Below are 26,493 nucleotides of genomic sequence, written 5' to 3'. Positions count from 1 at the left end.
GCCGGAGTCGCCTACTGGCTTGCGCGCGCCTGTTCGGCGCCGTTGGTCAGGTCTGCTGCGTTCCAGCCGCCGCCCAGCGCCTGCACCAGCGCGGCATAGACCGTCTGACGATCGAGCTGCGCCTGGATCAGCGCGCGGCGCGCGGAAAGCGCCGTCGCCTGCGCGGTGACGACGCTGCTATAGGCGACGATGCCGGCGCGATACTGGTTGCGCAGCGACTCTTCGGACTTGTCGGCGGCGAGCGAGGCCGCGCGCAGATAGGCTTCCTGCCGGGCGAGCACTTCCTGCGCTATCAGATTGTCCTGCACCGACTGGAAGGCGGTGAGCGTCACTTGCCGGTAATTGGCGACCGCGGCGTCATAGGCGGCACGCGACTGGGCGACGCGGGCGTTCCGCGCCCCGAAGTCGAGGAGCGTTTCGGCTACCGATGCGCCCAGCGACCACAGCGAGGCGCCCGCGCTGAACAGGCCTGACAGCGAGTCATTGGAGAACCCGCCGCTGCCGGTCAGGCTGACGGTGGGGAAGAAGGCGGCGCGGTTGATGCCGATCGTGGCATTGGCGGCAGCGACCTGGCGTTCGGCGGCGGCGATGTCGGGCCGGCGCTCGACCAGCGCAGACGGCAGTGCGCCGGGGGTGTCGGGCACCACCGGCGTCCAAGCCGCGCTATTGGCTGCAATACGGAAGCTGGCCGGATTCTCGCCGACCAGCACGGCGATTGCGTCCTCGAACTGCGCGCGCGTCCGTGCCTGGCCTTCGAGATCGGACTGGGCGGAGGCGAGCTGCGACTGCGCCTGGAACACGTCGGTGCGGGCGACGATGCCGGCATTATACTGGTTAGTGGCGATCTCCAGCGAGCGCTTGTACGCGTCCACCGTCGCAGAAAGGCTGGCGATCTGCGCATCGGTGGCGCGCAGGCTCAGATAGTCGGTTACGAGCTCGCCCTGTATCGCCAGCCGCGCATTGGCGACATCTGCCAGCCGTGCCTCTTCGGTATAGCGGGCGTTGCGGACGGTGTTGGTCACGCTGCCGAACAGATCGGGCTGCCAGCTCGCCTGCAGATTGACCCGGTAGCTGTCGCTGTTCTGGTTGTTGGCAAAGGTCGCGCCATTGTTGGTGCTGGTACCAGCCCCGGACCCGGTGCCGCCCGTGGTGTTCGCCGCGCGCCCGGCGGTCCCGCTATGGCTGTGCGTTACCGACCCGTTGGCGCTGACCGTGGGGAACAGGCTGGCATGGGCTTCGCGTGTCGCGGCGTTGGCCTGCCGCCACGAGGCTGCGGCCTGGGCAAGCGTCTGATTGTGCGCATTGGCACGCGAAACCATATCGTTCAGCGTCGTATCGCCGAATGCGGTCCACCAGTCGGGCCGCACCGCGCCGTCATTGGGGTTCGCCGGGCGCCAGCCTTCCACGGTCTTCCAGGCCGCTGGCGAAGTTGCTGTCTCGGGCCGGTGATAGGCCGGGGCGAGCGAACAGCCCGCCAGCGCGCTCAGCGCCAGCAGCGATGCGATCGGGCGGAAACGGATGCGGGTGGTCATGCGGGAAGCTCGCGAACTGGCAGGGGACGGGAACGCCGGCGACGCTGCGCCAGGCGATCGAGCAGGACGTAGATGACGGGCGTGGTGATCAGCGTCAGGATCTGGCTGGCGATCAGCCCGCCGACGATCGCTACGCCGAGCGGCCGGCGCAGCTCGGCACCTTCGCCAAAGCCGATCGCCAGCGGCAGCGCGCCCAGTGCTGCAGCGATGGTGGTCATCAGGATCGGGCGGAAGCGGAGCAGGCTTGCCTCCCGCGCCGCTGCCTCCGCCGACAGCCCGCGCTCGCGCTGCGCGGCGAGGGCGAAGTCGATGATCAGGATTGCGTTCTTCTTGACGATGCCGAGCAGCAGGAACAGCCCGATCAGCGCGATAATGTCGAATTCCATGCCGCAGATGATCAGCGCCAGCACCGCGCCCGTGCCGGCTGCGGGCAGCGTGGACAGCACCGTCACCGGGTGGATCAGGTTCTCGTAGAGAATGCCGAGCACGATGTAGATCGCCACCAGCGCCGCCAGGATCAGCAGCGGCTGCGATCCCTGCTGCTGCTGATAGGTGAGCGCAGTGCCGGCAAAGGTGCCGTGCACGGTGCTGGGCATCGCGATCTGCGCCTCGGCCGCGTCGATTGCGGTACGTGCGTCGGACAGGGCCTTTCCGGGCTTCAGGTCGAACGAAATCGTCGCGGCGACTTCGGTGCCTTGGTGGTTGACGCTGGCCGCCGTCGGGGCCTGCCGGACCGATGCCAGCGCGGTCAGCGGTACCATTGCGTGGGCGGTGTTGCTGAGCGCCGATCCGGTCGAGGGATTGCGCAGCGCCGGGTTGGATACCACTGCCGCGGCGGCACTGGCCTTCGTCGTCGTCGTTCCCTGCGCCGTGCCTGTGCTGCTCGCCAGCGGCGGCGGGGCGGCAGCGACGGTGCTGCCGGAGGGGCTGGCAGTCGCCAGATTGTCGGTCTGGACCGCCTGTGCGGGAATGCGGACATCGGGCAGCATGTGCGGGCCGGTGGTGGCCGCCGGATCCCAACCAAGCACGACGCTGTACTGGTTTATGTCCTCATAAATGGTGGCGACGTTGCGCTGGCCGAAGGCGTCGTAGAGCGCATTGTCGACATCGCGGGACGAAATGCCGACGCGGGCGGCGGCGTCGCGATCGATCGTCAGGAAGCTTTCGACTCCGTTTTCGGCCAGGTCGCTATCGACATTGGTGAAGACCGGGCTTTTCGTCATCGCGTCGTTCAGCTTTTGCGCCCAGATCTTCAGGTGCTCGGTGCTGTCCGCCATCAGCGTATATTGATAGGTAGCGTTGCTCGATCGGCCGCCGGTGCGCAGATCCTGCACCGGTGCGAGGAACAGGCGAATGCCCTCCACAGGCTGCAACGCGCGCTGCAGCCGCTGGATCACCACGGTGCTCGGCTGGCCCGGACGCTTCTCGACCGGCTTGAGCGCGATCAGCATGAATGCGCCGCCGCCGCGGCTGCCGCCGGTGAAGCCGACCACGCTCTGTACGGCGCGATCCTTCTTGATGATGCCAACGACCTGCGTGAGCTTGTCCTGCATCGAAAGGAACGACACGCTCTGGTCGGCGCGCACGCCGGCGAAGATTAGTGGCGATTCCTGCTGCGGGAAGAAGCCCTTGGGTACCACCACATAGAGATAGACGGTCAGGCCCATCACCGCGACGAGCAGCAGCACGACCAGCGGCTTCATCGCCAGTGCCCAGTCGAGCACATGCGCATAGCCGCGTTCCAGCCGCGTATAGCCGGCTTCCAGCACTCGCGCGAAGCGGCCCGGCGTTTTGGGGGCGACGTCCGGATCGTGCTTGCGCAGGAACCAGGCGCACAGCATCGGCGTGGTGGTGAGCGAAAGCACGAGGCTGATCATCACCGCGACCGACAGCGTGACGGCAAATTCGCGGAACAGCCGCCCGACGATCCCGCCCATGAACAACAGCGGGATGAACACCGCGATCAGGCCGATCGACATCGACAAGACGGTGAAGCCCACCTCGCGCGCGCCGAGCAAGGCCGCCTCAAACCGGTCCATGCCCTTTTCGAGATGGCGGGTGGTGTTCTCCAGCACGACGATGGCGTCGTCGACCACGAACCCCGTCGCGACCGTGATCGCCATCAGCGAGATGTTGTTGAGGCTGAACCCGATCAGGTACATCACCCCGAAGGTGCCGAGCAGTGACACGATCGTGGCGACAGCGGGGATGAAGGTAGAGCGCACGTCGCGCAGGAAAGCGAAGACGACGACCACCACCAGCACCAGCGCGATCAGCACGGTGATCTCGATTTCGCGGATCGAGGCGCGGATCGAACTCGTGCGATCCATCGCCACATCGAGATGGATGTCGGCCGGAATCTGCGCCCGCAGCGTCGGCAGCTCGGCGCGGATCGCGTCGACCATCTTGATCAGGTTCGCGTCGGGCTGCTGCGTGATGTTCACGACGATGGCGCGCTTGCCATTGTAGAGCCCCATCGTCCGCAGGTCGGCGACGCTGTCGCTCACATTGGCGATGTCGCCCAGCCGCACCGGCGCGCCGTTCCGCCAGGCGATGACCAGCGGGCGATAATCTGCCGCCACGCGGCCGGCGGCATTGGTATAGATTTGCCAGGCGCGGCCGGTGGTGCTGCTCTGGAGCAGTCCCTTGGGCCGGTTGGCATCGGCCGCCTCGATCGCTGCGCGGACATCTTCCATCGAGATGCCATAGCTGTTGAGGCGATAGGGATTCACATCGACGCGCACCGCCGGCAGCGATCCGCCGCCCAGTTCGACATCGCCCACGCCGGGGATCTGCAGCATCCGCTGCTGCACCGTATTGGAGACGGCATCGTAAATCTGGCCGGCCGTCTTGGTGTCGGACGTGAGGGCTAGCGTGATCACCGGCTGGTTGGCGGGATTGACCTTGCGATAGGTGGGGTTCTGCTTGAGCGTCGCAGGCAGATCGGCGCGCGCAGCGTTGATCGCTGCCTGCACCTCGCGCGCGGCGGCGTCGATATTCACCGACAGGTCGAATTGCAGCGTGATCCGTGTGGTGCCCAGCGAACTGGACGAGGTCATCTCGGTCACGCCGGCAATGGTCGATAGGCGGCGTTCGAGCGGCGTGGCGATGCTCTGCGCCATCACTTCGGGACTGGCGCCGGACAGGTTGGCGGATACGCTGATCGTCGGCAGGTCGAGTTGCGGCAGCGGCGCCACGGGCAGCGAGAAAAAGCCCGCGATCCCCGCCAGCGCCAGCCCGATCGTTAGCAGTATCGTGGCGATCGGGCGCCGGATGAAGGGCGCGGAAAGGTTCACGCGCCTGCCTCCGCGCTCACATTCGGGTTGGCGCGGACACCCCAGCCGTGCCGGGCCAGCTTCTGCTGCGCGCGATCGAAATAGAGATAGACGATCGGCGTGGTGAACATCGTCAGCAACTGGCTGACCAGCAGACCGCCGAAGATCGCGATACCCAGCGGCCGGCGCAGTTCGGCGCCTTCGCCGATGCCCAGCATCAGCGGGATCGCCGCGAACAATGCCGCCAGCGTCGTCATCAGGATCGGGCGGAAGCGCAGGATTGCTGCCTGGCGAATTGCTGCGGCCGGGCTGAGCCCCTCGTCGCGCTCGGCGGCGATCGCGAAGTCGATCATCATGATCGCGTTCTTCTTCACGATGCCGATCAGCAGCACGATGCCGATGATGCCGATCACGTCGAGATTGTGCCCCGTAACCCACAGGGCGAACAGCGCGCCGACCGCTGCCGAGGGCAAGGTCGACAGGATCGTCACCGGGTGGATGAAGCTCTCATAGAGCACGCCCAGCACGATATAGACGCAGATGATCGCCGCCAGGATCAGCAGCAGCTGGTTGCCGAGAGAGGACGAGAAGGCCCCCGCCGCACCGAGGAAGGTGACGGAGATACCGGGCTTCAGCTTGAGCTGGGCAATGGTGTCGCGGATCGCAGCGGTGGCGGTGCCCAGCGAAACGCCCGGCGCAGTATCGAAATTGACGGTGGCCGCCGGGAACTGACCGACATGGGTGACGGCAAGCGGCGAGCGGCCCTCGCGGATCGTTGCCACCGCGTTCAGCGGCGTCGATCCGCCCTGCGAAGGCAGGTGCAGCAGCCCCAGCGACTGCGGATCGGTGGCGAGGCCCGGCACGGCCTCCAGGATCACGCGATACTGGGTGGTCTCGGTAAAGATGGTCGAGACGATGCGTTGCCCGAACGCCGAATAGAGCGTGTCGTCGACGCTGGAGGCGGTGATGTTCAGCCGCGCAGCGCTGTCGCGGTCGATATCGACATAGGCAGCCGCGCCGGTCGCGCCCGCATCGGTCGAGACATTGGCGACCTTGGCGACATGGCGCAGCGCGGCGACGATGCGCTGCGCCTCGCTGTTGACGTCGGCGGTGTTCGATCCTTCGACCGAGAAACGATACTGGGTCGGCCCGCTTTCGGCGTCGATGGTCAGATCCTGTGTCGGCTGGACATAAAGCGTGACACCCCCGATCCGGTCGACCGCATCCTTCAGCCGCCGCATCACCGCCGCCTGATTGCCGTGCGACGGCTTCAGGTTGACCAGCATCGTGCCGACGTTGAGCGAGGCGTTGTTCGATCCGTCGACGCCGACATAGGAGGAGAGATTCTCCACCGCCGGATCGGCCAGGATCGCCCGTGCCGCTTGCGCCTGCAGCGCGGCCATATGGTCGTACGACACGCCGTTGGTGGCGATGATCCGCGCCTGGAGCTGGCTGGTATCCTGAGTAGGGAACAGCCCCTTGGGAATGACGAGGTACAGCAGCACTGTCAGTCCCAGCGTGGCGATCGCTACCAGCAGCGTCGCGAAGCGGCGGCGCAGCACGAAATCCAGCCCGGTCTCATACCGCCGCTCGACCCAGTCGAACAGGGCGGCCGACCGCTGGGCGACGCGGCTCGGCTTCTCCTCCGACGGGCGCTTGAGCCAGCGGGCGGAGAGCATGGGCGTGAGAGTCAGCGACACCACGGCCGAGATCAGGATCGTCACCGCCAGCGTCACTGCGAATTCGCGGAATAGGCGCCCGACAATGTCGCCCATGAACAACAGCGGGATCAGCACCGCGATCAGGCTGACGGTGAGCGAGATGATGGTGAAGCCGATCTCGCCCGCACCCTTCAGCGCCGCCTCGAACGGGCCCATGCCGTCCTCGATATGGCGCTGGATATTCTCGATCATAACGATCGCGTCGTCGACCACGAAGCCGGTCGCGATCGTCAGCGCCATCAGCGAGAGATTGTCGAGGCTGAAGTTGAGAAGATACATCACGCCGAACGTGCCGATCAGGCTGATCGGCACTGCGAGCCCGGCCACCAGCGTCGCGCGGCCGGAGTGCAGGAAGAAATAGATCACCAGCACGACGAGGACGACCGCAAGCACCAGCTCGAACTCGACATCGTGCACCGAGGCGCGGATGCCGGTGGTGCGGTCGGCCAGCACTTCGGCATGGAGGCCTGCGGGCAGGCTCTTCAGCAGCACCGGCAACTGCCGCTTGATGGCGTCGGTGGTGGCGATCACGTTGGCGCCCGGCTGGCGCTGAACATTCAGGATGATAGCCGGCGTCTCGTTGGCGAGCGCCCCCAGCCGGCTGTTTTCCGCGCCTTCGACAACTTGCGCGACATCACCCAGCCGCACCGGCGCGCCGTTCTGATAGCTGACGATCAGGTTCTTATAGTCGTCGACGGATTGCAGCTGGTCGTTGGCATTGATCTGGTAGGACCGGTTGGGGCCATCGAAGCTGCCCTTGGCCGAATTGGCATTGGCATTGCCGATCGCGGTGCGGATCTGGGCAAGGCTGAGGCCGTAGCTCGACAGTTTCTGCGTGTCGGCACGGATGCGCATCGCCGGCTTTTGCCCGCCCGCCAGGCTGACGAGGCCGACGCCGGTGATCTGGCTGATCTTCTGCGCCAGCCGCGTATCGACCAGCGACTGAACCTGGGTGAGCGGAATGGTGTCCGACGTGATCGCCAGCGTCAGGATCGGCGCGTCGGCGGGGTTCACCTTGGCATAGACCGGCGGCGCGGGCAGATCGGCGGGCAGCAACGCCTGTGCCGCATTGATCGCCGCCTGCACTTCCTGTTCCGCCACATCGAGTCCGGTCGACAGGTTGAACTGCAGCGTGATGACCGACGCACCCGAAGAGCTGGTCGATTCCATTCGCGTCAGCCCCGGCATCTGCCCGAACTGGCGTTCGAGCGGCGCCGTGACGGTCTGGCTCATCACTTCCGGGCTGCCGCCGGGATAGAGCGTGCTGACCTGGATGGTCGGATAATCGACCTCGGGCAGCGCCGACAGCGACAGGTTGCTGAAGCCGACCAGCCCCGCCAGCACGATCGCGACCATGAACAGCGCGGTCGCGACCGGGCGCAGGATGAAAATGCGCGACGGACCCACGGATCAGCCGCCCTGGCCGCCGCCATGGTGCCGGCGCTTGCCGCCGCCCTGGCCGTCGCGTGCGGGCGGGGCATCGCCGGGCAGTGCGACCTTGGCGCCTTCGGTCAGCCGGTCCGAACCGTCGGTCACCACCGTGTCGCCCAGCGCAAGACCGTCGGTAATCTGCGTCTTGTCGGCTACGGCAACGCCCAGCTTGACCTTGCGCTCGGTGACGGTGCGGTCGGGCTTGAGCAGCCAGACGAACGGACCGTCCGGCCCGGACTGGATTGCGGCGGGCGGCACCGTGACTGCCTTCTGCACCGTCTCGACCGTCAGCCGCACATTGACGAACTGGCTGGGATAGAGCTGGAACCCCGCATTGGCGAAGCGTGCCTTGCCCTTGATCGTGCCGGTCGTCGTGTCGACGCGGTTGTCCAGCGTCGAGAAGCTGCCGGTGTCGAGCGTGTTGGTGCGGGTGCTGTCCAGTGCGATCGCCGGGATTTGCGCGCCCTGGGCAATGCGTTTCTGGATTTCCGGGGCCTGTTGTTGCGGCACCGCGAATTCCACGTCGATCGGCTGGAGCGTGGTCACCACGACGATGCCGTTGGCGTCGCCAGCGCCGATATAATTGCCGATATCGACCACCTTCAGGCCCGCGCGGCCGCTGACCGGCGATACGATGCGCGTGTAGCCGAGGTTGATCTGCGCCTGCTGTACCGCGCCGCGATCGGCAAGCACCGTGCCTTCGAGCTGGTGGACCAGCGCTGCCTGCGTATCGCGGTCCTGCCGCGCGATCGAATCCTGATTGAGCAGCGTATTGTAGCGGGCGAGCTGGAGCTTCGCATTTTCCAGCTGTGCCTGATCGCGCGCCAGCGAACCGCGCGCCTGCATCAGCGCCGCCTGATAGGGGCGCGGATCGATCAGCGCGAGCACCTGGCCCTTACGGACGATCTGGCCTTCGCTGTAGAGCAGCTGGATGATGGTGCCCGATACCTGCGGGCGCACCGTGACGGTCGCCGCCGGGGTTACGGTGCCGAGCGCTTCGACCTGCACCGGAAGATCGGCCTGCGTCGCCTTGGCCGTGCCCACCGTGGTGGGCGCCGCCATGCCGCCGCGCCGGCCCCCGCCAAAGCCGCCGCCTGCGCCGGGGCGCCCGCTGCCGTACTTGCCGGCACTGCTGCTGCCTTGCGACAGAAAAACGGCCAGCGCGACCAGCGCGACGATCGCACTCAAACCGACGATCCAGCTGATCGTTCGCGCCCGGGGGGAGAGCGTGCGCCGCTCCATCGTTGCTTCGTTTTCTTGCTGTGCGGCAAAATCCGGGTCGTGCTGATCCATATCGCTCTCGTTCCATTCGCGCGCCGCTACGCGCTCCGCATAGTATAGAGGCAAACCGGCCGCGCCCGTTCTGACAACTGGCGGCAGCATGTTAGCCGCGCCGGGAATCGTCCGCGAAACGAGAACCGGTTTTCGCAGGCGCACCCCTATGCGGGCTTTGTCGCAAAACTATGTCGGGCATAATGGTTTGCGCAGAAGCGCAAATACGCGCGGGCCTGCGCCTGGTCCAAAAACAACCGCCTCTGGTTGCGGCGGCCGCCCCCTCCCTGCAAGCAGGGAGGGGAGTGCATGATGGCCTCTCCCCGCAGGGACAGGCATAGGGCCTTTTCGGCGTGCCGGGCTCAGGACCGGATGGTCCGATTTCTCAGCGCACCCACTGTGCCAGCCAATCGGCTAGCGCCTGCGGGGACAGGCTGCGGGCATCGGCCAGCGCCGATACGCGGCCGCCGTTGAGCAGGCGATCCGTCTTCGGATCGACTACCAGCAGGGCGGGAACGCCTTCCAGCTTCGGCCCCGCGCCATAATGGGTCGGAATGGCAAGGTTGCGGTCGAACCGGCCGATGTCGACCGTCACCAGTTCATAATGCCGTTCGACCCACGGCTTCAGCTTCGGCAGCTCGATCGTGCCCGCTAGCAGCCGGCAGTCGAGGCACCAGTTGCCGCCCAGATCGATCAGCAGCAGCTTGTGCGTCTTCAGCGCCCGTGCCCGCGCGGCCTTCACCGCGGCGGCTGCGTCGGCATTTTCGTTATAGGGCAGCGGCAGCGGCTTGGGCAGCGCGTTGAAACTGGTGATGTCGAGCCGCGGTGCCGCTTCCGGTGCCGGTGCGAAGGCCGGAAGCGTGAAGGTCAGGGCAAGCAGAACGGGCAAGGCAGCGCGGCGCATGGAAGCTCCCGGAAATGGAGGGGCGAAAGGAGGCCCACGATAGTGCGTGCCCGTGGCCGTATCCGCAACAAGGAAATCTGGCATCGGCAAAAGCGCATCTTTAGTGTGTAAGTATCAGTTTACACGCTATTTTCACCCGCGCGGCGCACTTCCACTTTCGTGCCCCGAACCATTTCTTTCCTGAAGTCCTACTGAAAAAGTAGGATAATGCCCTCTCACGATCAGAACAAGAGGGGTTGACCATGCATGTTTTCCGCACCGCATTGTTGGTTGCCGCGTCGTCGCTCGCGCTGTCAGGCCAGGCCTGGGCGCAACAGGCAGAACCCTCCGGTTCCGCGGCCGAAGCGGGCCAGGAAAACGCTGCGCAGGAGGTCGTCGTCACCGGCACGCGCAGCCAGGGCCGTTCGCGTCTCGATACTGCTTCTCCGGTCGACGTGATCAGCGCGCAGACGCTCGGCCGCCAGGGTACGACCGAACTGGCCGCAGCCGTCGCAGCGGCAGCGCCGTCGATCGACTTCCCGCGCCCCTCGGCAGTCGACGGTACCGATGCCGTGCGCCCGGCAACGCTGCGCGGTCTTTCGCCCGATCAGGTGCTGGTGCTGGTGAACGGCGTGCGCGCCAACAGCTCGGCGCTGCTCAATATCAACGGATCGGTCGGGCGCGGTTCCTCGGCGGTCGACCTCAACACCATCCCCACCGTTGCGCTGGAGCGCATCGAGGTGCTGCGCGACGGTGCCTCGGCGCAATATGGATCGGATGCGATCGCCGGCGTCATCAACCTGCGCCTGCGCGAGGCGCGCTCGGGTGGTGGCGCCTCCGCCACCCATGGCTTCTACGCCACCGACATCGATACCGCGCGCGGCAGCCGCAGCACCACCGGCGAGCCGGCTTTCACGGCCTCCGGCTGGCAGGGTATCGGGTTCGGCCAGGACGGTTATATCACCGTGTCGGGCGAGTATCTGAACCGCAAGGCGACCAACCGCGCCGATTTCGATCCGCGCGTCACGCCCAGCCGCGTCACCGGCCGCTTCGGCGACCCGGAAGTCGAGCAATATACGGGCTATATCAACGCCGGCACCAGCATCGCGCCCGGCTGGAAGCTCTATGGCTGGGGCGGCTATCAGGATCGCGACAGCCGGAGTGCGGCCTTTCCCCGGCTCGCAAGCGCCGCCACCACGACGGCGGGCTATCCCAACGGCTTCCTGCCGATCATCAACACCAAGTCGACCAATGCCAGCGGCGCGCTGGGCCTGAAGGGCGATGTGGCCGACTGGTCGGTCGACGCGCATGTCGGCTATGGCCGCAACCGGCTCGCCTATTACACGCGCAATTCGGCCAACTATGCCTATGGCAGCGCGACACCGACGAACTTCTCCGATGGCGCGCTGATCTATGACCAATGGGTCGGCGATGTCGATGTGGCGCGCAAGTTCGACGTTTTCCAGTCGCTCAACGTCGCCTTCGGTGTCGAGGGGCGACGGGAAGGCTACAAGATCACGCCGGGCGAGCGGGCATCCTATGACTACCCGCCCAGCGGCGCCGTCGCGGGCGCGGCGCCGGGCGCGCAGGGCTTTGGTGGCTTTTCGCCCGCCAATGCGATCACGCGCTCGCGTCGCAGTTTCTCCGGCTATCTCGATCTCGAAGCGCAACTGACGCCGGCCTTCCAGGCAGATGTCGCAGTGCGCGGCGAGCATTATTCGGACTTTGGCGACACGGCCAATGGCAAGCTGTCGCTGCGCTATGACGTCGCGCCGTGGTTCGCGCTGCGCGGTACCGCGTCCACCGGATTCCGCGCGCCCAGCCTGCAGCAGCAATATTTCACCTCGATCGCGCAGGTCATTCAGAACGGCACGCCGGTGCTGACCGGTACCTTCCCCTCGACCAGCCCGGTCGCGACGGCACTGGGCGGCAAGCCGCTCCAGCCCGAAAAGTCGACCAACCTGTCCATCGGCACGGTCATCCGCGCGGGCGGGTTCGATCTGACCATCGACGCCTATCAGATCCGCCTGCGCGACCAGCTTGCCTTGTCGGAGAACATCCAGGCGAGCTTCAGCCCGCAGGTGGCGGCGATCCTCGCGCCGTTCAATGTGCCGTCGGCGCGCTTCTTCATCAACGGGCTGCGATCGCGGACGCGGGGCGTCGATGCCGTGGCGCATTACCGGCTGGGCCACCCGGCCGAAGGGGCAGGGCAGTTCGATTTCACGGTTGCGGCCAATGTGAACGAGATCGTCGTCACCAAGGTGCCGACCAACACCGCGACGGTGAACCCCGCGCCGGTGCTGTTCGCGCGCAGCCGCATCCTGACGATCGAACAGGGGACGCCGGGCGAGAAGGTGACGGGCTCGATCGAGTGGAGCCGCGGCAAGCTGGGCGCAACGTTGCGCGGAACCTATTATGGCGACGCCAACCAGCCGGGCACTGCCGCGAACGGGTCCGCCGACATCCACACCGGCCAGAAGTTCATCACTGATCTCGAACTGCGGTATCAGCCGGTAAAGGGCGGTCAGGTGGCGATCGGCGCGAGCAACCTGTTCGACATCTATCCCGACCGTACCATTCCCGCGAACAACTCGACCGGGGTGGTTGGCTTCCCCTTCTATTCGCCTTTCGGGTTCAACGGGCGCTATCTCTATGCCCGTATCGGCGTGAACTGGTGATCCTCCAGCGGCACTTCGTCCGGCGCGATCCCCGCGCGGTGCCGGCCCGGCCGGTGATCGGTGTGCTCTGCTGCAATGAAGTGGCAGAGCGGCCGATCCAGGCCGTGGCGAGCCGTTTCATCGAGCCGCTGTCCCGCATTTCCGGGGCGACGGTACTGCTGGTTCCCGCACTGGCCGATGTCGCTGATGTCGCTGCGCTGGCGGGGCGGCTCGACGGGCTGTTGCTCACCGGCTCGCGTTCGGATGTCGAGCCGCATCACTATGGCGGCGGGGCTCCGGTCGCGGGCGGCCGGTCCGATCCGCAGCGCGATCGCGTGGCGCTGGCGCTGGCGGAGGCGATGATCGAGAGCGCCCGCCCGGTATTCGGCATCTGCCGCGGCTTGCAGGAAATCAACGTGCTGTTCGGCGGATCGCTGCGCCGCGACCTGGGGGAGGGGCATCACCGCGTCGATGACGTGCCGTTCGAGGCGTTATTCGAGCACCGCCACGACGTGACGCTGCGCGCGGAGGGCATGCTGTCCGGGCTGGGCAAGGGCCGCTGCATCAACGTCAATTCCGTGCATCGCGAGGGGATCGACCGGCTCGGCGGTGGTCTGGCTATCGAGGCGGTTTCAAACGGAGACGGCCTGATTGAGGCGGTATCTGCCCGCCCGTGCGGCGCCGACGTGCTGGCGGTACAGTGGCATCCCGAATGGGACGGGGCGCGGACGCCCGCAGATCGCGGCTTTTTCGAACGGATCGGTGCCGCGCTTCATCGCTACAAGGATATGCCGGTGCCGCAGGACGCTCGGTTCACGCAGGGGACGCCATAGAGGCCGGTCCGCAGCGGATCGTCACTGCGCTGCCCTCCGCGGCGAAATGCAGGGTAAAGCCGTGCAGGTCGACGATGCCTTTCACCAGCGACAGGCCTAGCCCGGCGCCGGCACTGTCGCGCCGGCCGCGATAGAAACGCTGGGTGACGAGCGAGCGCTCGGCGGCCGGCACACCGCTGCCCTGATCTGCTACCGTTATCGCCGCCAAACCGGCTTCTTCTGCAAGTGCGACGGTCACCCTTCCTCCCGCTGGCCCGAACTTCATGGCGTTGTCGATCAGGTTGGCGACAGCCTCGATCAGCAGGCTGGCATCGCCCTGTATCGGCGGCACCGATGCGATTGCACAAGCCAGCGTAATGCCGCGATCCTCGGCGGCGGGGCGGTGCAGGTCGCAGGCATCTTCGACCAGTTGGGTCAGATCGACTTGCGTGAAGCGGCTCCGCCGCTCGCCATCCTCCAGCTCGCGCAGTCGTAGCAGCGCCGCGACGATGCCGAGCAGCGCGTCGATTTCCGCCAGCGCGCGATCGACCACCGCCTCGAAGCCGGCGCGATCCTGGGCCTCGCGCAGGCCGCGTTCGAGCCCGGCGCGCAGCCGGGTGAGCGGGGTGCGGAGCTGGTGTGCGATGTCGTCGCCGATGCCGCGCACCTCTGCGACCAGCATCTGCAGCCGCTCGAGCATGGTGTTGATATGGGCGCAGAGCAGGCCGAAACTGTCGGGCCGGCTGGCGACGGGCAGGCGCCGGTCGAGCTCGCCCGCGACGATGCGCTGTGTCAGCAGCCGTACAGCATCCACCTGTCGCGCCGCGCGGCGCCCCGCGAACAGGCCGACGCCCAGCGCCAGGAACAGGCCGGGCAGGAGCCCTACTAGCAGCGAGCGCCAGATCAGCCGCAGCGCCTCTTCGGTATCGTCCAGATCCATGCCGGCTAGCAGCCGGGTGCCGTCGGGCATGGTGCACAGCGTCAGCCGGGCGACGTCGCTGGTCTTGCCGGGAAGGTCGGTTGGCGCGATCGTCGCGACAAAGGACTGGCCCGGGCCGACCGGGATCGGCGGCAGCGTCGCGACATTGCCGACGAGGCGTTGTCCGCCTGCATCGAACAGTGCCAGGAAACGCTCGCGATGGATATCGCGTGCCAGCCGCTCGCGCAGTTCCCCGCGCCGCTCCGCCGTCGGCGTCAGCGAGAAGAAGCTGCAATCGTCGAGCAAGGTGTGCTCGATCGCGCGGCGGTGATTGTCGTTGGCGGTCACCCAGAAGATCGCGGAGAGGAGCAGCGACTGGACGATCAGGATCGCCGCCAGCGTGCCGCCCCAGCGCCAGGTTGTGCGGGTGCGAGGGTCAGGCCGGAACATCGAAGACATATCCCTGACCGCGCACGTTGCGGATCAGCTGCGGCTCGCCCTCGGCATCCACCTTGCGGCGCAGTCTGCCCATATGCACGTCGACGACATTGCTGTTCGGCTCGAAACTGTAACCCCAGACGTCCTGAAGCAGCATCGAGCGGGTGACGATCCGCCCCGGCCGGCGGACGAGATAGTCGAGCAGCTTCAGTTCGCGCGGCAACAGGTCGAGCGGGCGGCCAGCGCGGCTCGCCTTGCCTTCGAGCAGGTCGAGGTCGAGCGGTCCGACGATCAGCCGCGTATCGCGTCGCTCGTCGGGGCGGCGCAGCAGCGCCTCGACCCGGGCGATCAGTTCCACCAGCGCGAAGGGCTTGGGCAGATAGTCGTCGCCGCCTGCCCGCAGGCCGCGCACCCGGTCGTCAAGGCTGCCCAGCGCACTGAGCACCAGCGCCGGCGTGCGCCAGCCTTCGGCGCGCAGGGTGGCGATCAGGTCCAGTCCCTCGCCGTCTGGCAATTGGCGGTCGACGATCATCAGGTCGGTTGTGCCGCCGCGCACCACTTCCGCGGCCGCCGCCAATGTCGTGCGGTGGACGACGCCGTGGCCGGCGGCGGCGAGTTCCAGCCGGATCTCGTCGGCAGTGCCGGGGTCGTCCTCAAGGAGCAGTATCTGCGTCACGCGCTCCGTCTTCGCGCTGCGGGCGCGGGCGTCAACTGAATAGCAGTTCAGAGTCTGAACGCGGTTTTAATCGACGCTGCGGGCGGGCGGTGGCTAGGGGGCCGCAGGATCTGGAAACGGAGGCAGACATGCGGTGGGTGGCAGCAGCTTCATTGCTCTTTGCGGCGATGCCTGCGCTGGCGCAAAGCGGGCCGGCGCTGTCGCTCGACGCGCTGGTGCAGGATGTTCTCGCCAAAAATCCCGAGCGGCAATTCTACCAGCGCCAGATCGAGACTGCCGGCATCGAGCGCGACGCCGCCGGGCGCTGGGCGGACCCCGAAGCGGTGGTGGAATTCGGCCAGCGCCGCGCGAGCGACGCCAATAGCGGCGCGCTGATCGGCGAGGGCACTGCCTACGCCGTGTCGATCGTCCAGCCGATCGAGTTCGGCGGCCGCATCGCCCTGCGCCGCGCGATCGCCGACCATCAGGTGGCGCTGGCGCGGATCGGGCTGCAGCAGTTCGACGCGACGCTGGCAGCGCAGGCGCGAACGCTGGGCTACCGCCTGTTCGCCGCCGATGAAAAGGCGAACGCGGCGCGCGCCGTTGCCGGGCGGATGCGGGCGCTTGCCCAGATCATCGTCGCACGCGATGCAGCGGGGCCGGCGCCGCAGCTTGAGGCCGCCGCGCTCCAGGCCGGGGCGATCAGTGCGGAGCGCAGCGCCGCCACCGCCGATGCCGAAGCCAATTCGGTGCTCTACGAACTCAACCAGCTGCGCGGCGCCCCCTTTGCCGCGCGCATCCGCATCGTCCGGCCCGATATGAGCCTGCCCGACCTGCCGCCCGACGCGCTGCTCGTCGACCGGGCCAGTGCCAATAATTTCGAGCTGCAGGCGCTGCGCGCGCAGTTCGCCCAGCAGGGGCTGCGGGTGGACCTTGCGAAGAAGTCGCGCATCCCGGTGGTGAGCGTCGGCCCCTACTACGACCGCGCCCGCTCGGACATCCGCGAGACCAATGTCGGCATCCGCCTGTCGACCAGCCTGCCGTTCTGGAATCGTCAGGCCGGCGACGTGGCGGCCGAGCAGGGGCGCCAGGCACAGGCCAATGCCACTCTGGTCGCCGCCGAACGCCGCATCGCCCGCGAAGTGTTTGACCAGGCGGCGCAATATCAGGCCAAGCGCGAGGCGCTGGCGAAATGGGACGGCGCCTCGGCCCAGCGCTTTGCCGCGGCGGCGGCGGAGGCCGATCGCAACTATCGCCTGGGGGCGATTCCGCTGACCACCTATACGCAGATGCAGCAGGCCTATCTCGACGCCACCGCCGCGATCCTCGACACCCGTCGCGACGCGATCGAGGCGCTGCAACGATTGCGCGCCCTGAACGGCGGCACCCCGCTGACGCGCTGAGGGCGGCACGATGGCACGCTGGCTCCACTGGATGACGCGCCACCGCCTGGGTGTGGCGCTGGCGAGCGCGATCGTCGCGGCGATCGGTCTCTGGTCCTATTTCAGCCTCCAGATCGACGCGATCCCCGACATCACCGGCGTGCAGGTGCAGATCAACACGCAGGTGCCGGCGCTGGCGCCGGAGGAGATCGAGCGGCTGGTGACGCTGCCGATCGAGCGGGCGATGGGCGGACAGCCGGGGCTGGAACAAACCCGCTCGCTCACCAAGACCGGGCTGAGCCAGGTGACGTTGCTCTACAAGGACGGCACCGACCAGTTGAAGGCCCGCCAGCTTGTCACCGAACGGTTGAATGCCGTGCGCGACCAGTTGCCGCCGGGCAGCACGCCACAGATGGCGCCGATCACGACGGGCCTTGGCGAAATCTATTACTACACGCTCGAGTGGCGCCAGCCACCGCCCGGTTCCAGCGCCCAGCGTCAGCTGATGGATCTGTACGAGGCGCAGGAATATACCGTGCGGCCGATGCTGCGTGCCGTCGCCGGTGTCGCGGACGTAAACTCCAATGGCGGGCTGGAAGAGCAATATGTCGTCCAGCCCGATCCGGTTCGCCTGGCGCGCCACGGCGTTACCGCGGCCGAGCTGGCGGCAGCCGTGGCGAAGAATGTCGACAATGCCGGCGGCGGCATCATCGCGCGCGGGGCAGAGCGATTCAGCGTCCGCACCAATGCCCGGGTGATGACCGCCGAGCAGATTGGCGCGATTCCCGTCAAATTTGCCGGCGGCGTGCTGCCGCTGCAGGTGCGCGACCTTGCGGATGTGGTGATCAGCCATGGCCCGCGTCAGGGGGCAGCCACCCAGAACGGCCGCGAGACCGTGCTCGGCACGGTGATGATGCTGGTCGGCCAGAACAGCCGGCAGGTGGCCATGCGAGTCGAGGCCGCACTTCCCGAAATTCAGGCGGCACTGCCCAAGGGCATGGTGATCGACCGCCAGTATAGCCGCGCCGATCTGGTCGATCGCACCATCCACACCGTCGAGCGGAATCTGGGCGAAGGCGCATTGCTGGTGGCGCTGGTGCTGCTGGTGGTCATGGGCAACTGGCGCGCGGCGCTGATCGTCGCACTGGTGATTCCGCTCGCCTTTCTGGTGACGGTGTCGGGCATGCATGCGATCGGCGTGTCGGGCAATCTGATGAGCCTGGGCGCACTCGACTTCGGGCTGATCGTCGACGGCTCGATCGTCGTCGTGGAAAATGCGCTGCGGCTGCTCGCCGAGCGCCGCCGCGACAAGGGCGATGACCTCACCCGCGAGGAACGCCGCGCCGTCATCGCCGAGGCGGCGCAGCGCGTTGCGCGGCCGACCTTCTTTGGCATCGCCATCATCGCGCTGGTCTATGTGCCGGTGCTCAGCCTGGGTGGTGTAGAGGGTAAGCTGTTTCAGCCGATGGCGCAGGCCGTGATGCTGGCGATCGTCGCTGGGCTAGCCTGGACGTTCACCATCGTGCCGGCGCTGTCGGCCTGGCTGCTGCGCACGCCTTCGGCGCTCGATGCGGAGGGGCATGAAAAGGGGCTGATGCGGCTGGCCCAACGCGCCTATGATCCGGTGCTGAGCACGGCGCTGGCGCATCCGCTGCTGCTGGTGATCGGCGCGGCGGCGTTGCTTGGCGCGACGTTCCTGACCTTCCGCACGCTCGGCTCGCAATTCACACCGCAGCTAGACGAAGGTGCGATCACCGCGATGGTCTATCGCCCGGTCGGCATGTCGCTGGAACGCAGCCTGGAAATCGAAATGGCAACCGAGCAAGCGATCCGCCGAGCCTTCCCGCAAGTGACGCACACTTTCTCGCGCATCGGCACCAGCGAAGTCGCGACCGACCCGATGCCGCCCGAACAGAACGACCTGTACATCTTCTACGCGCCCGAGGCCGACTGGCCGAAAGGTGAGGGCAAGCCGCGCACCAAGCAGGAACTGATCGCCGGGATCGAGAAGGTGGCGAAACAGGTTTTCGCCGAACAGAATCTGGAATTCGCCCAACCGATCGAAATGCGCTTCAACGAGATGCTGGAAGGCGTCCGCGCCGATGTCGCGGTCAAGATCTATGGCGACGATTACGACGTGCTCGAACGGCTCGCCGCACAGGCCAAGGCGATCCTGCAAAAACAGGCCGGCACCGAAGGCGTCGAGTTCGAAACCACCGGCCGCCCGAAGACGCTGGTGGTCGAGCTCGACCATGCGGCGATGTTGCGGCTGGGCCTCAGCACGCAGGAAGTGAACAAGGCGATCGGCGATGCCGTTGCCGGTGCCGAAGTCGGCTTCATTCCGCACGATGCCGCCCGTCACGCCATCGTCATCCGTATGGGGGAGGGGCTGCGTGCCGATCCGCAGGCCGTGCTCGCGCTGCCGCTGCGCGTCGGCGATTTCGGCATGGTGCCGCTGTCGCGCGTCGCCCGGCTGCGCGAGACACGGATGGTCGAGCCGATCCTGCACGACGGCGGCAATCGTCGTGCCGCGCTGATGGTCAATCTCTCGACCAACGACCTGCAAGGCTATGTCGATACGGCGCGCGCTGCGCTCGAGCAGCAGATCAAGCTGCCGCCGGGCTATCGCATCGAGTTCGGGGGCCAGTATCACCAGCTTGAAGCGGCGCAAAAGCGGCTCGTGATCGTGGTGCCGGCGGCGCTGATCCTGATCTTCGCGTTGGTCTATGCTGCGCTGGGCAGCGTGCGCGAGGCCGCCATCGTCTATACCGGCATTCCCTTTGCCATCACCGGCGGTGTGCTGGCGCTGTGGCTGCGCGGCATGCCCTTTTCGATCACCGCCGCGATCGGCTTCATCGCGCTGTCGGGCATCGCCATGCTCAACGGGCTGGTGCTGATCGACCATATCAGCGGTTTGCGGGGTGGCCGTGAGGGCGAGAATCTGTCGGTCGACCAGGCAGTGCGCCGCGGCGCGCAGGATCGGTTGCGTCCGGTACTGTCCACTGCGCTCGTTGCCTCGATCGGCTTTCTGCCGATGGCCATCGCCACGGGTGCGGGGGCAGAAGTGCAGCGGCCGCTGGCGACAGTGGTGATCGGCGGCATCGTCACCTCTACGCTGCTGACGCTGGTGCTGCTGCCAAGCCTTTATCGCTGGATATTGGGCAGGGCGGGGCGGGGCGCGGGCGCGTAGTTATGTCTGGCGGTCGCTGCCGGCACTGCGCCATTCCCGGGGCGTGATGCCGAAGCGGCGGCGGAAACAGCGGCTGAAAAATGCCGCATCGTTGAAGCCCAACGCAAAGGCGATGTCGGTCACGCTGCGGCCCGGCTCCGCCACCAGCAGTTCGGCGGCACGCACCAGACGGCGTTCAGTAATGAAGGCAGTGGGGGTCAGGCCAGCTTCGCGCAGAAACGCCTTCTGCACTGCGCGCGGGGTGAGCCCGGTGGCGGCGCACAGGCTGGCAGTGCCAAGTTCCGGGTCCGAAAGGTGGCGCAGCGCATAGGCCACCGGCGTTTCCACCGACGGGCGCGGGCCGGCGTGGGGGGCAGGGGGGCGCCGGCATACGAGCCTCGTGGCATCGACCAGCAGATCGCCGATTCCGTCATCGACATCGCCCAGCATGGCCCGCTGATCCCAAAGGCCAACGAGCATGTGGTTCAGGAACGCGACGTGCGGATCATGGCCGGGCAACAGGCAGCCGTGCAGCGCGGTCGGCGCCAGGGAATCGCCGAGCAGGGCAGCGGGCACCTGGAGGATCAGGCACTCGTTCGCGTCGGAAATATCGATCGAATAGGGGCGGCTGTCGTCGGCGATCAGAATGTCGCCCATGCCGCCGGAGACTGCCATGTCGCCCTGCAGCATGGTCAGCCTGCCGCGGCGCTGGAGGTGCAACAGCAGATTGTGGCCGTCGCGATTGACGGTGCGGCTCACCTGTGCCCGGCCGCTGCGGGCGCGGGCAAGGCCCACCGGCCCCAGACGCCAGCGGGCGAGATCAGCGCGAATGCCCTCCGGTGCCGTGGCCGTCATGCCCGGAAAGGCTTCGGCGACGATCTCGCGCCAGAAGAGGTGCCGCCGCTGGAGCGGCACCGCCTGGGTGGTGAAATGCTCGACCGCGCTCAGGCGGCCGGCTCCAGCGCAACGGCGTTGACGATGTGCGGCTGGGTATATTCGTTGAGACCCGCCTGGCCCAGCTCGCCGCCGATGCCCGATTGCTTGGCGCCGCGGAACGGAATGCGCGGGTCGATGGCGAGATGCTGGTTGACCCAGACCGTGCCGGTGTCGATCTTCATCGCTACTTCGGTCGCGCGTTCGACATCGCGGCCCCACACGGTGCCGCCAAGGCCATAGTCGGAATCGTTGGCGCGCGCGATCACATCGTCGATGTCGCTGTACTTCAGCACCGGCAGCACCGGCCCGAACTGCTCCTCGCGCACCAGCGGTGCATCGTCGTCCAGGTCGCGCACGATCGTCGGCGGAATGAAATAGCCGGGCCGGTCGAGCGGCTCGCCACCGGCCAGCACGGTGCCGCGCTGCTTGGCGTCCTCGATCAGCGCCTTGACCTTCTCGAATTGCATTGCGTTCTGGATCGGGCCGACCTTCGCACCCTGCTTGGCGCCGTCGTCAACCACGGTATCGCGGGCGAGCTGGGCGATTTCTTCGCAGAACTCGTCATACATGCCCTCCGGCACATAAGCGCGTTTCACCGCGACGCAGATCTGGCCGGCATTGTACATCGCGCCCTGGAACACCTTTTTCGCCGCGAGCGCGGGCTCGACATCGTCGAGGACGATTGCAGCGTCGTTACCGCCAAGTTCCAGCGTCACGCGCTTCACGCCGGCAGCGGCCGTGGCCATCACCTTCTTGCCGGTCGCGGTCGAGCCGGTGAACGCCACCTTGGCAACATCCGGATGCGCGGTCAGCATGCCGCCCAGATCGTTCTGGTCGCAGATGACGTTGAATACGCCCGCCGGCAGCAGCTCGGCGAGAAGCTCGCCCAGCAGCAGCGACGTGAGCGGCGTGGTCGGCGCCGGTTTCAGCACCATGGTATTGCCGGTCACGAGCGCCGGGCCGATCTTGTTGGCGGCGAGTATGACCGGGAAATTCCACGGCGTGATCGCGGCGACCACACCCAGCGGGGTACGGTGCTCGATCACCTTGTTGCCGCCCTCGTCGCGCAGCACCTTGGTTTCAGGTCGCATCGCGGCAAAGGCGCGCAGCGTGAAAACGGTGCCCATTACTTCGTTCATCGCCTGTTCGAGCGGCTTGCCCTGTTCGGTGGTGAGCAGGCTGGCAAATTCGCTGGCGCGCGCCTGCAGCTTGTCGGCTGCGGCTTCGAGCAGGGCGGCGCGCTGTTCGATTGGCGTGGCGGCCCAGCCGGGGAAGGCGGCTTTGGCAGCGGCGACGGCGGCTTCGAGCTGCGCGGCATCGGCCTTGGGGCAGCGCGCGAAGGGTTCGGCGGTCGCGGGGTTGATCACGTCGAAGCTGCCGGCGCCGTCGACCGTCTCGCCATTGATCACCAGTTTGAAAGTGCGTTCCAAGACCAACCTCCTAAAACAAGGGGCGACTCGCGGGAGCGAATCTTCCATTTTGTAAAAATGTATCCTAGGCATACCGACGCGGCAAGGTGATCCAGCAAATTATCATGGACGACGAACTGGGTAGATTGATCGGCTATCAGCTGCAGATGGCGCGGTTGCGGCTGATCGAGGCGGCGCATGCGGCGCTGGTTCCCTATGGCATTTCGCCGGCGCGGGTGACGGCGCTGGCGCTGATCCGCGCCGAGCCGGGGCTTGACCAGTCGTCGCTGGGGCGGGCGCTGTCGATCAACCGGGCGAGTGCGATGAAGCTGGTCAATCTGCTCGTCGAACGGGGGCTGGTGGAACGCCGGCCCGGCCGCAACCTTCGCAGCCACGCACTGCACCTGACCACCGAGGGCGAGGCGCAATTGCCCGAGATGATCGCGCGATTGCGTACCTCCGAAGCGCCGCTGATCGCTGGCCTGAGCGATGCAGAGCGGGCGCAATTGCTGGCGCTGCTAAGGCGGATTCATGCGCCAGGAGCATGTGGATGAGGACGGGATCTCCTCATGCACATGCGAATGACTTGCAATATTAGATGGGCCTTGATAGGGCACCCCCGGTCGTCGCGACACCGTGCGGCGAAAGGGGGCCGTTGCATGTTATCTCGCGTACATACTGTTTGTTTTTCGCTACCGTTGCTCGCGCTTGCCGCGACGCTTCCGTCGATCGCCTGCGCCCAGACGCAGGATCCCGAGAGTGACGGGCAGACGGTGGTCGTCACTGCCGCCCGCACCGTGCTGCCGCCCAATGCCCTGCCGCTTACAATCGACGTGATCGACAAGACCGCGCTCGACCAGCAGATCGCGATTTCTGGATCGGTGACGGACGCGGTTTCGAACCTGACGCCTTCTTTTTCGCCCACCCGCCAGAAACTCTCCGGGGCGGGGGAGACGCTGCGCGGGCGCTCGCCGCTCTATGCGATCAACGGCATCCCGCAATCGACGCCGCTGCGGGACGGCAGCCGCGACGGCTTCACGATCGACGGTTTCTTTATCGACCGGGTCGAGCTGATCTATGGTTCGAACGCGCTGCAGGGGATTGGCGGCACCGGCGGCATCGTCAATCAGGTGACGGTGGGCGCGCCGACCAAAGAAGGGCTGGGCGGCCGGGTGCTGCTGCAGGGCAGCGCCGGCAACGACTTTCAGGGCGAAGGGCTGGGCGGTAAGGCGGCGGGCCTGCTCGAATACAAGGCGGGGCGCTTCGATGTTGCGGCTGGTGCGGCGTTCGAGCGTCGCGGCGTGTATTATGACGGCGACGGGCGCCGCGTCGGCCTGAACCTCACCCAGGGCGAAACGCAGGATTCGAACACGCTCTCGCTGTTCGCCCGCCTCGGCTATCAGGTTAGCGACAGCGGCCGGTTCGACCTGATCGCCAGTCGCTTCAAGATGCAGGATGAAGGCGATTATGTCGCGGTGGCGGGCAACCGGCTGACGGGCGTTCCGACCAGCGCTCGCCGTGGCGACCCGCCGGGCATCGCCGCCGCCAGCCGCACCGAAAGCGTGGCGCTGTCTTACACGGATACCGCCTTGTGGGGCGGCAATCTGGTGAGCCAGCTCTTCTGGAACCGAACCCACGACACGTTCGGCGCCGAACAGACGCCGATTGCCGCGTTCCAGGATGCGCGAATCGCGCCCGTCGGCACGCTGATCGACCAGTCCGAGAACCGTTCACGCAAGATCGGCGGCAAGATCAGCTACGAACGCGCCGTGCCCGGGATCGAGGCGCTGACGGCGATCCTCGGCCTCGACGTACTGACCGATCGCACCGAACAGCGGCTGATCCTCACCAACCGCGTCTGGGTGCCGCCGACCGACTATCGCAGCATCGCGCCCTTTGCGCAGGCGAATCTCGCGCTGTTCGACAGGAAGCTGCGGCTGGCGGGCGGCGTGCGTTACGAGAATGTCCGCATTCGCATCGGCGATTACCACACGCTCGCCTCCACGACGACGCCGGCGGGCGGCGTGGCGGTTACCGGCGGCGCGCCGACCTTTGAGGCAAGTCTGTTCAACGGCGGCCTAGTCGCCGAGCCGTTGCCCGGCATCCGCGGCTATCTCAGCTATGCCGAGGGCTATACGGTGCCGGACGTGGGTCGCATCACCCGCGCGGTGAGCAAGCCGGGTGTTTCGATCGACAACTTCCTCAACATCGCACCGATCATATCGAACAATCGCGAAGTTGGCGTGGAGGTGAAGCGTGGGCCGCTCGACGGATCGGTCGCCTATTTCTGGTCATCGAGCGACAAGGGCCAGTTGCTGATCGCCAATCCGGGCGGGATCTTCGACGTGCAGCGGCTGCGCGTCGAAATCCAGGGGCTGGAATTGAACCTGGGCGTGAAGCTGCCGGCACCCGGCGCCCGCGTGAGCCTGGGCTACGCGCATCTGGTCGGCAGATATGACAGCGATGGCAACGGCAAGGTCGATAGTGACCTGGACGGCACCAACATCTCGCCCGACCGGCTCAATCTGGCGGCAGACTATGTCACTGGCCGGTTCAGTGCTCGCCTCCAGAGCCGCTTCTTCCTTGCCCGCAGTTTTCAGGGAAAAGTCCGCGATCCCCGCAACGACTTTGGCGGCTATACGCTGCTCGATGCGACCGCGCGCTACCAGACGGGGCTGGGCGGCTGGACGCTGAGCGTGTCCAACCTGCTGAACACCCAATATATCGACTATAGCTCGGACACGCGGCTGCCTACGGACAACTTCAGTTACTTTGCCGGCCGTGGCCGGACCTTCACGCTCGGTTGGGACTATCGTTTCTGATGAAGTGGCTCGATCTCGCACACCGCTGGACCGGCGGCTTTCTGGGGCTGATTCTGGCGATACTGGGGCTCTCCGGTGCGCTGCTGGTGCACAAGGAGCGCTGGCTGTGGCTCCCGCATGCGGGCGATGCGCGGATGGACGATCCGGCAGCCATCGCGGTCACCACCCAAAGGCTGCTGGCAGCCGAGCCTAAGACCCAGTCCATCCTCTATGCGAGCGACAATTTCGGGCTGCTGCAATTGCGCATGGGGCGGGGCGCGGGCGCCTATGCCGACCAGGCCGGGAATGTCGTGCTGCGCTGGCACAGCCAGTGGGAGCGGCCGGAGCTGTGGCTGTTCGACCTTCATCATCATCTGTTCACGGGCGATACCGGCGAGACAGTGATCGGCATTGCCGGCGTGGCGGGGATGTTGTTCGTTATCACCGGCACGATCCTGTGGTGGCGCACCCGCCGCACCTTCCATTTCCGCCTGTGGCCGAAGCGGATGAGCCGGCCGGCGATCGTGATGCATCACCGCGACCTGGGTATCGTGATGGCACCGGTGCTGCTGTTCTCGGCCGTCACCGGTACAATGATGGTGTTCAAGCCCTTCGCCGCCTTGATGATTGCACCGTTCGGGAACGCCAATGCTGCACTCGCCGCCAACCGGCCGCCCCGGGTGAAGAGCGGCCCACTCGCGGCGCATCCTGACTGGCGGGCGATGCTGGCGGCCGCGCAGGCGCGCTTCCCCGATGCCCAGTTCCGCGGTCTGTCGCTGCCCCGCAAGCCTAGCGAGCCGATCATGATCCGGATGAAGCGGGCCGGCGAATGGCTACCCAATGGTCGCACCTCGCTGGCGTTTGATTCGGCAGACGGGCGTCTGCTCCAGGCAAACGACGCGCAGGCGCTGCCGCTGGGTGCCCGTGTGTTCAACACCGCTTATCCGCTCCATGCCGGCAAGGTGGGGGGACTTGCCTATGCATTGCTGATGACGGCGTCGGGGCTCGCCATGGCGATGCTGGGCAGCCTCGCGGTGTGGACCTTCTGGTTCCGTCGGCCGAAGCGCCGTCCTGCAATGCTTGGCATGGTACGGGAGCAGGCCGCCTGAGCGACTCGGGCTATATTACTTCGCCGACCGGTGACTTTATGGCGGAATCTGTCTCAGATGGTCGGCATGCGGGTGTGCATGTGTTTACCGCG

At 66.6% G+C, this 26,493-nt stretch carries 16 protein-coding genes; 7 read left to right on the top strand and 9 right to left on the bottom strand.

Annotated elements, in window-relative coordinates; all coding sequences use genetic code 11:
- Positions 1 to 11 precede the first annotated feature (11 nt).
- The 5 genes from ACT53M_RS13890 to ACT53M_RS13870 all read right to left on the bottom strand — a co-directional run bounded on the left by ACT53M_RS13890 (position 12) and on the right by ACT53M_RS13870 (position 10,135).
- Positions 12 to 1,532, bottom strand: a complete 1,521-nt coding sequence (locus ACT53M_RS13890; RefSeq protein WP_476234059.1) for an efflux transporter outer membrane subunit — start codon at positions 1,530 to 1,532, stop codon at positions 12 to 14.
- Positions 1,529 to 4,828, bottom strand: a complete 3,300-nt coding sequence (locus tag ACT53M_RS13885; RefSeq protein ID WP_476234058.1) for an efflux RND transporter permease subunit — start codon at positions 4,826 to 4,828, stop codon at positions 1,529 to 1,531. The genes ACT53M_RS13890 and ACT53M_RS13885 overlap by 4 nt, the downstream gene beginning before the upstream one ends.
- A complete protein-coding gene (locus ACT53M_RS13880; RefSeq protein WP_476234057.1) occupies positions 4,825 to 7,935 on the bottom strand; it encodes an efflux RND transporter permease subunit in 3,111 nt (1,036 codons plus the stop codon). The genes ACT53M_RS13885 and ACT53M_RS13880 overlap by 4 nt, the downstream gene beginning before the upstream one ends.
- A gap of 3 nt (positions 7,936 to 7,938) precedes the next feature.
- On the bottom strand, positions 7,939 to 9,252 hold the full coding sequence (locus ACT53M_RS13875) for an efflux RND transporter periplasmic adaptor subunit (protein ID WP_476234055.1): 1,314 nt from the start codon (positions 9,250 to 9,252) through the stop codon (positions 7,939 to 7,941).
- Positions 9,253 to 9,616: 364 nt separating this feature from the next.
- Complete coding sequence (locus ACT53M_RS13870) at positions 9,617 to 10,135, bottom strand: thioredoxin family protein (protein WP_476234054.1); 519 nt, start codon at positions 10,133 to 10,135, stop codon at positions 9,617 to 9,619.
- Positions 10,136 to 10,377: 242 nt separating this feature from the next.
- Between ACT53M_RS13870 and ACT53M_RS13865 the strand changes: the two genes are divergently transcribed.
- The gene (locus ACT53M_RS13865) at positions 10,378 to 12,792 is read left to right on the top strand and encodes a TonB-dependent receptor plug domain-containing protein (RefSeq protein WP_476234052.1); all 2,415 of its coding nucleotides are present in this window, start codon (positions 10,378 to 10,380) and stop codon (positions 12,790 to 12,792) included.
- Positions 12,789 to 13,604 (top strand): gamma-glutamyl-gamma-aminobutyrate hydrolase family protein, encoded by an 816-nt coding sequence (locus ACT53M_RS13860; protein ID WP_476234051.1) that lies wholly within the window; start codon positions 12,789 to 12,791, stop codon positions 13,602 to 13,604. Before ACT53M_RS13865 ends, ACT53M_RS13860 begins: the two co-directional genes overlap by 4 nt.
- Here the strand turns inward: ACT53M_RS13860 and ACT53M_RS13855 are convergent.
- Both ACT53M_RS13855 and ACT53M_RS13850 read right to left on the bottom strand, forming a co-directional pair.
- Positions 13,585 to 14,952 (bottom strand): sensor histidine kinase, encoded by a 1,368-nt coding sequence (locus ACT53M_RS13855; protein WP_476234050.1) that lies wholly within the window; start codon positions 14,950 to 14,952, stop codon positions 13,585 to 13,587. The genes ACT53M_RS13860 and ACT53M_RS13855 overlap by 20 nt on opposite strands.
- The gene (locus tag ACT53M_RS13850; RefSeq protein WP_476234049.1) at positions 14,939 to 15,616 is read right to left on the bottom strand and encodes a response regulator transcription factor; all 678 of its coding nucleotides are present in this window, start codon (positions 15,614 to 15,616) and stop codon (positions 14,939 to 14,941) included. The genes ACT53M_RS13855 and ACT53M_RS13850 overlap by 14 nt, the downstream gene beginning before the upstream one ends.
- 128 nt (positions 15,617 to 15,744) lie before the next feature.
- Here ACT53M_RS13850 and ACT53M_RS13845 point away from each other — a divergent pair, with 128 nt between their 5' ends.
- Together ACT53M_RS13845 and ACT53M_RS13840 are read left to right on the top strand one after the other, a co-directional pair.
- On the top strand, positions 15,745 to 16,998 hold the full coding sequence (locus tag ACT53M_RS13845; protein ID WP_476234048.1) for a TolC family protein: 1,254 nt from the start codon (positions 15,745 to 15,747) through the stop codon (positions 16,996 to 16,998).
- A 10-nt stretch (positions 16,999 to 17,008) separates the two neighbouring features.
- A complete protein-coding gene (locus ACT53M_RS13840; protein WP_476234047.1) occupies positions 17,009 to 20,167 on the top strand; it encodes an efflux RND transporter permease subunit in 3,159 nt (1,052 codons plus the stop codon).
- Here ACT53M_RS13840 and ACT53M_RS13835 read toward each other — a convergent pair whose 3' ends face one another.
- Positions 20,168 to 21,061 (bottom strand): helix-turn-helix domain-containing protein, encoded by an 894-nt coding sequence (locus ACT53M_RS13835; RefSeq protein ID WP_476234046.1) that lies wholly within the window; start codon positions 21,059 to 21,061, stop codon positions 20,168 to 20,170.
- 29 nt (positions 21,062 to 21,090) lie between these two features.
- Positions 21,091 to 22,512, bottom strand: a complete 1,422-nt coding sequence (locus tag ACT53M_RS13830; RefSeq protein WP_476234045.1) for an aldehyde dehydrogenase family protein — start codon at positions 22,510 to 22,512, stop codon at positions 21,091 to 21,093.
- A gap of 86 nt (positions 22,513 to 22,598) precedes the next feature.
- Here ACT53M_RS13830 and ACT53M_RS13825 point away from each other — a divergent pair, with 86 nt between their 5' ends.
- The 3 genes from ACT53M_RS13825 to ACT53M_RS13815 all read left to right on the top strand — a co-directional run bounded on the left by ACT53M_RS13825 (position 22,599) and on the right by ACT53M_RS13815 (position 26,401).
- On the top strand, positions 22,599 to 23,045 hold the full coding sequence (locus ACT53M_RS13825) for a MarR family winged helix-turn-helix transcriptional regulator (protein ID WP_476234044.1): 447 nt from the start codon (positions 22,599 to 22,601) through the stop codon (positions 23,043 to 23,045).
- A 105-nt stretch (positions 23,046 to 23,150) separates the two neighbouring features.
- On the top strand, positions 23,151 to 25,313 hold the full coding sequence (locus tag ACT53M_RS13820; RefSeq protein WP_476234043.1) for a TonB-dependent receptor: 2,163 nt from the start codon (positions 23,151 to 23,153) through the stop codon (positions 25,311 to 25,313).
- Complete coding sequence (locus ACT53M_RS13815) at positions 25,313 to 26,401, top strand: PepSY-associated TM helix domain-containing protein (RefSeq protein ID WP_476234042.1); 1,089 nt, start codon at positions 25,313 to 25,315, stop codon at positions 26,399 to 26,401. The genes ACT53M_RS13820 and ACT53M_RS13815 overlap by 1 nt, the downstream gene beginning before the upstream one ends.
- Positions 26,402 to 26,493: the final 92 nt, after the last annotated feature.

It is taken from the genome of Sphingomonas sp. DMC6, from assembly GCF_056314225.1.
The sequence above is the reverse complement of the archived record's forward strand: the minus strand, read 5'-3'. Positions and strand labels throughout refer to the sequence as shown.

Bases quoted from the DNA above. Each gene is read 5' to 3' on its own strand.
- ACT53M_RS13890 (WP_476234059.1), bottom strand. From the start codon at position 1,532: ATGACCACCCGCATCCGTTTCCGCCCGATCGCATCGCTGCTGGCGCTG.
- ACT53M_RS13875 (WP_476234055.1), bottom strand. From the start codon at position 9,252: ATGGATCAGCACGACCCGGATTTTGCCGCACAGCAAGAAAACGAAGCA.
- ACT53M_RS13870 (WP_476234054.1), bottom strand. From the start codon at position 10,135: ATGCGCCGCGCTGCCTTGCCCGTTCTGCTTGCCCTGACCTTCACGCTT.
- ACT53M_RS13865 (WP_476234052.1), top strand. From the start codon at position 10,378: ATGCATGTTTTCCGCACCGCATTGTTGGTTGCCGCGTCGTCGCTCGCG.
- ACT53M_RS13855 (WP_476234050.1), bottom strand. From the start codon at position 14,952: ATGTTCCGGCCTGACCCTCGCACCCGCACAACCTGGCGCTGGGGCGGC.
- ACT53M_RS13845 (WP_476234048.1), top strand. From the start codon at position 15,745: ATGCGGTGGGTGGCAGCAGCTTCATTGCTCTTTGCGGCGATGCCTGCG.
- ACT53M_RS13840 (WP_476234047.1), top strand. From the start codon at position 17,009: ATGGCACGCTGGCTCCACTGGATGACGCGCCACCGCCTGGGTGTGGCG.
- ACT53M_RS13820 (WP_476234043.1), top strand. From the start codon at position 23,151: ATGTTATCTCGCGTACATACTGTTTGTTTTTCGCTACCGTTGCTCGCG.
- ACT53M_RS13815 (WP_476234042.1), top strand. From the start codon at position 25,313: ATGAAGTGGCTCGATCTCGCACACCGCTGGACCGGCGGCTTTCTGGGG.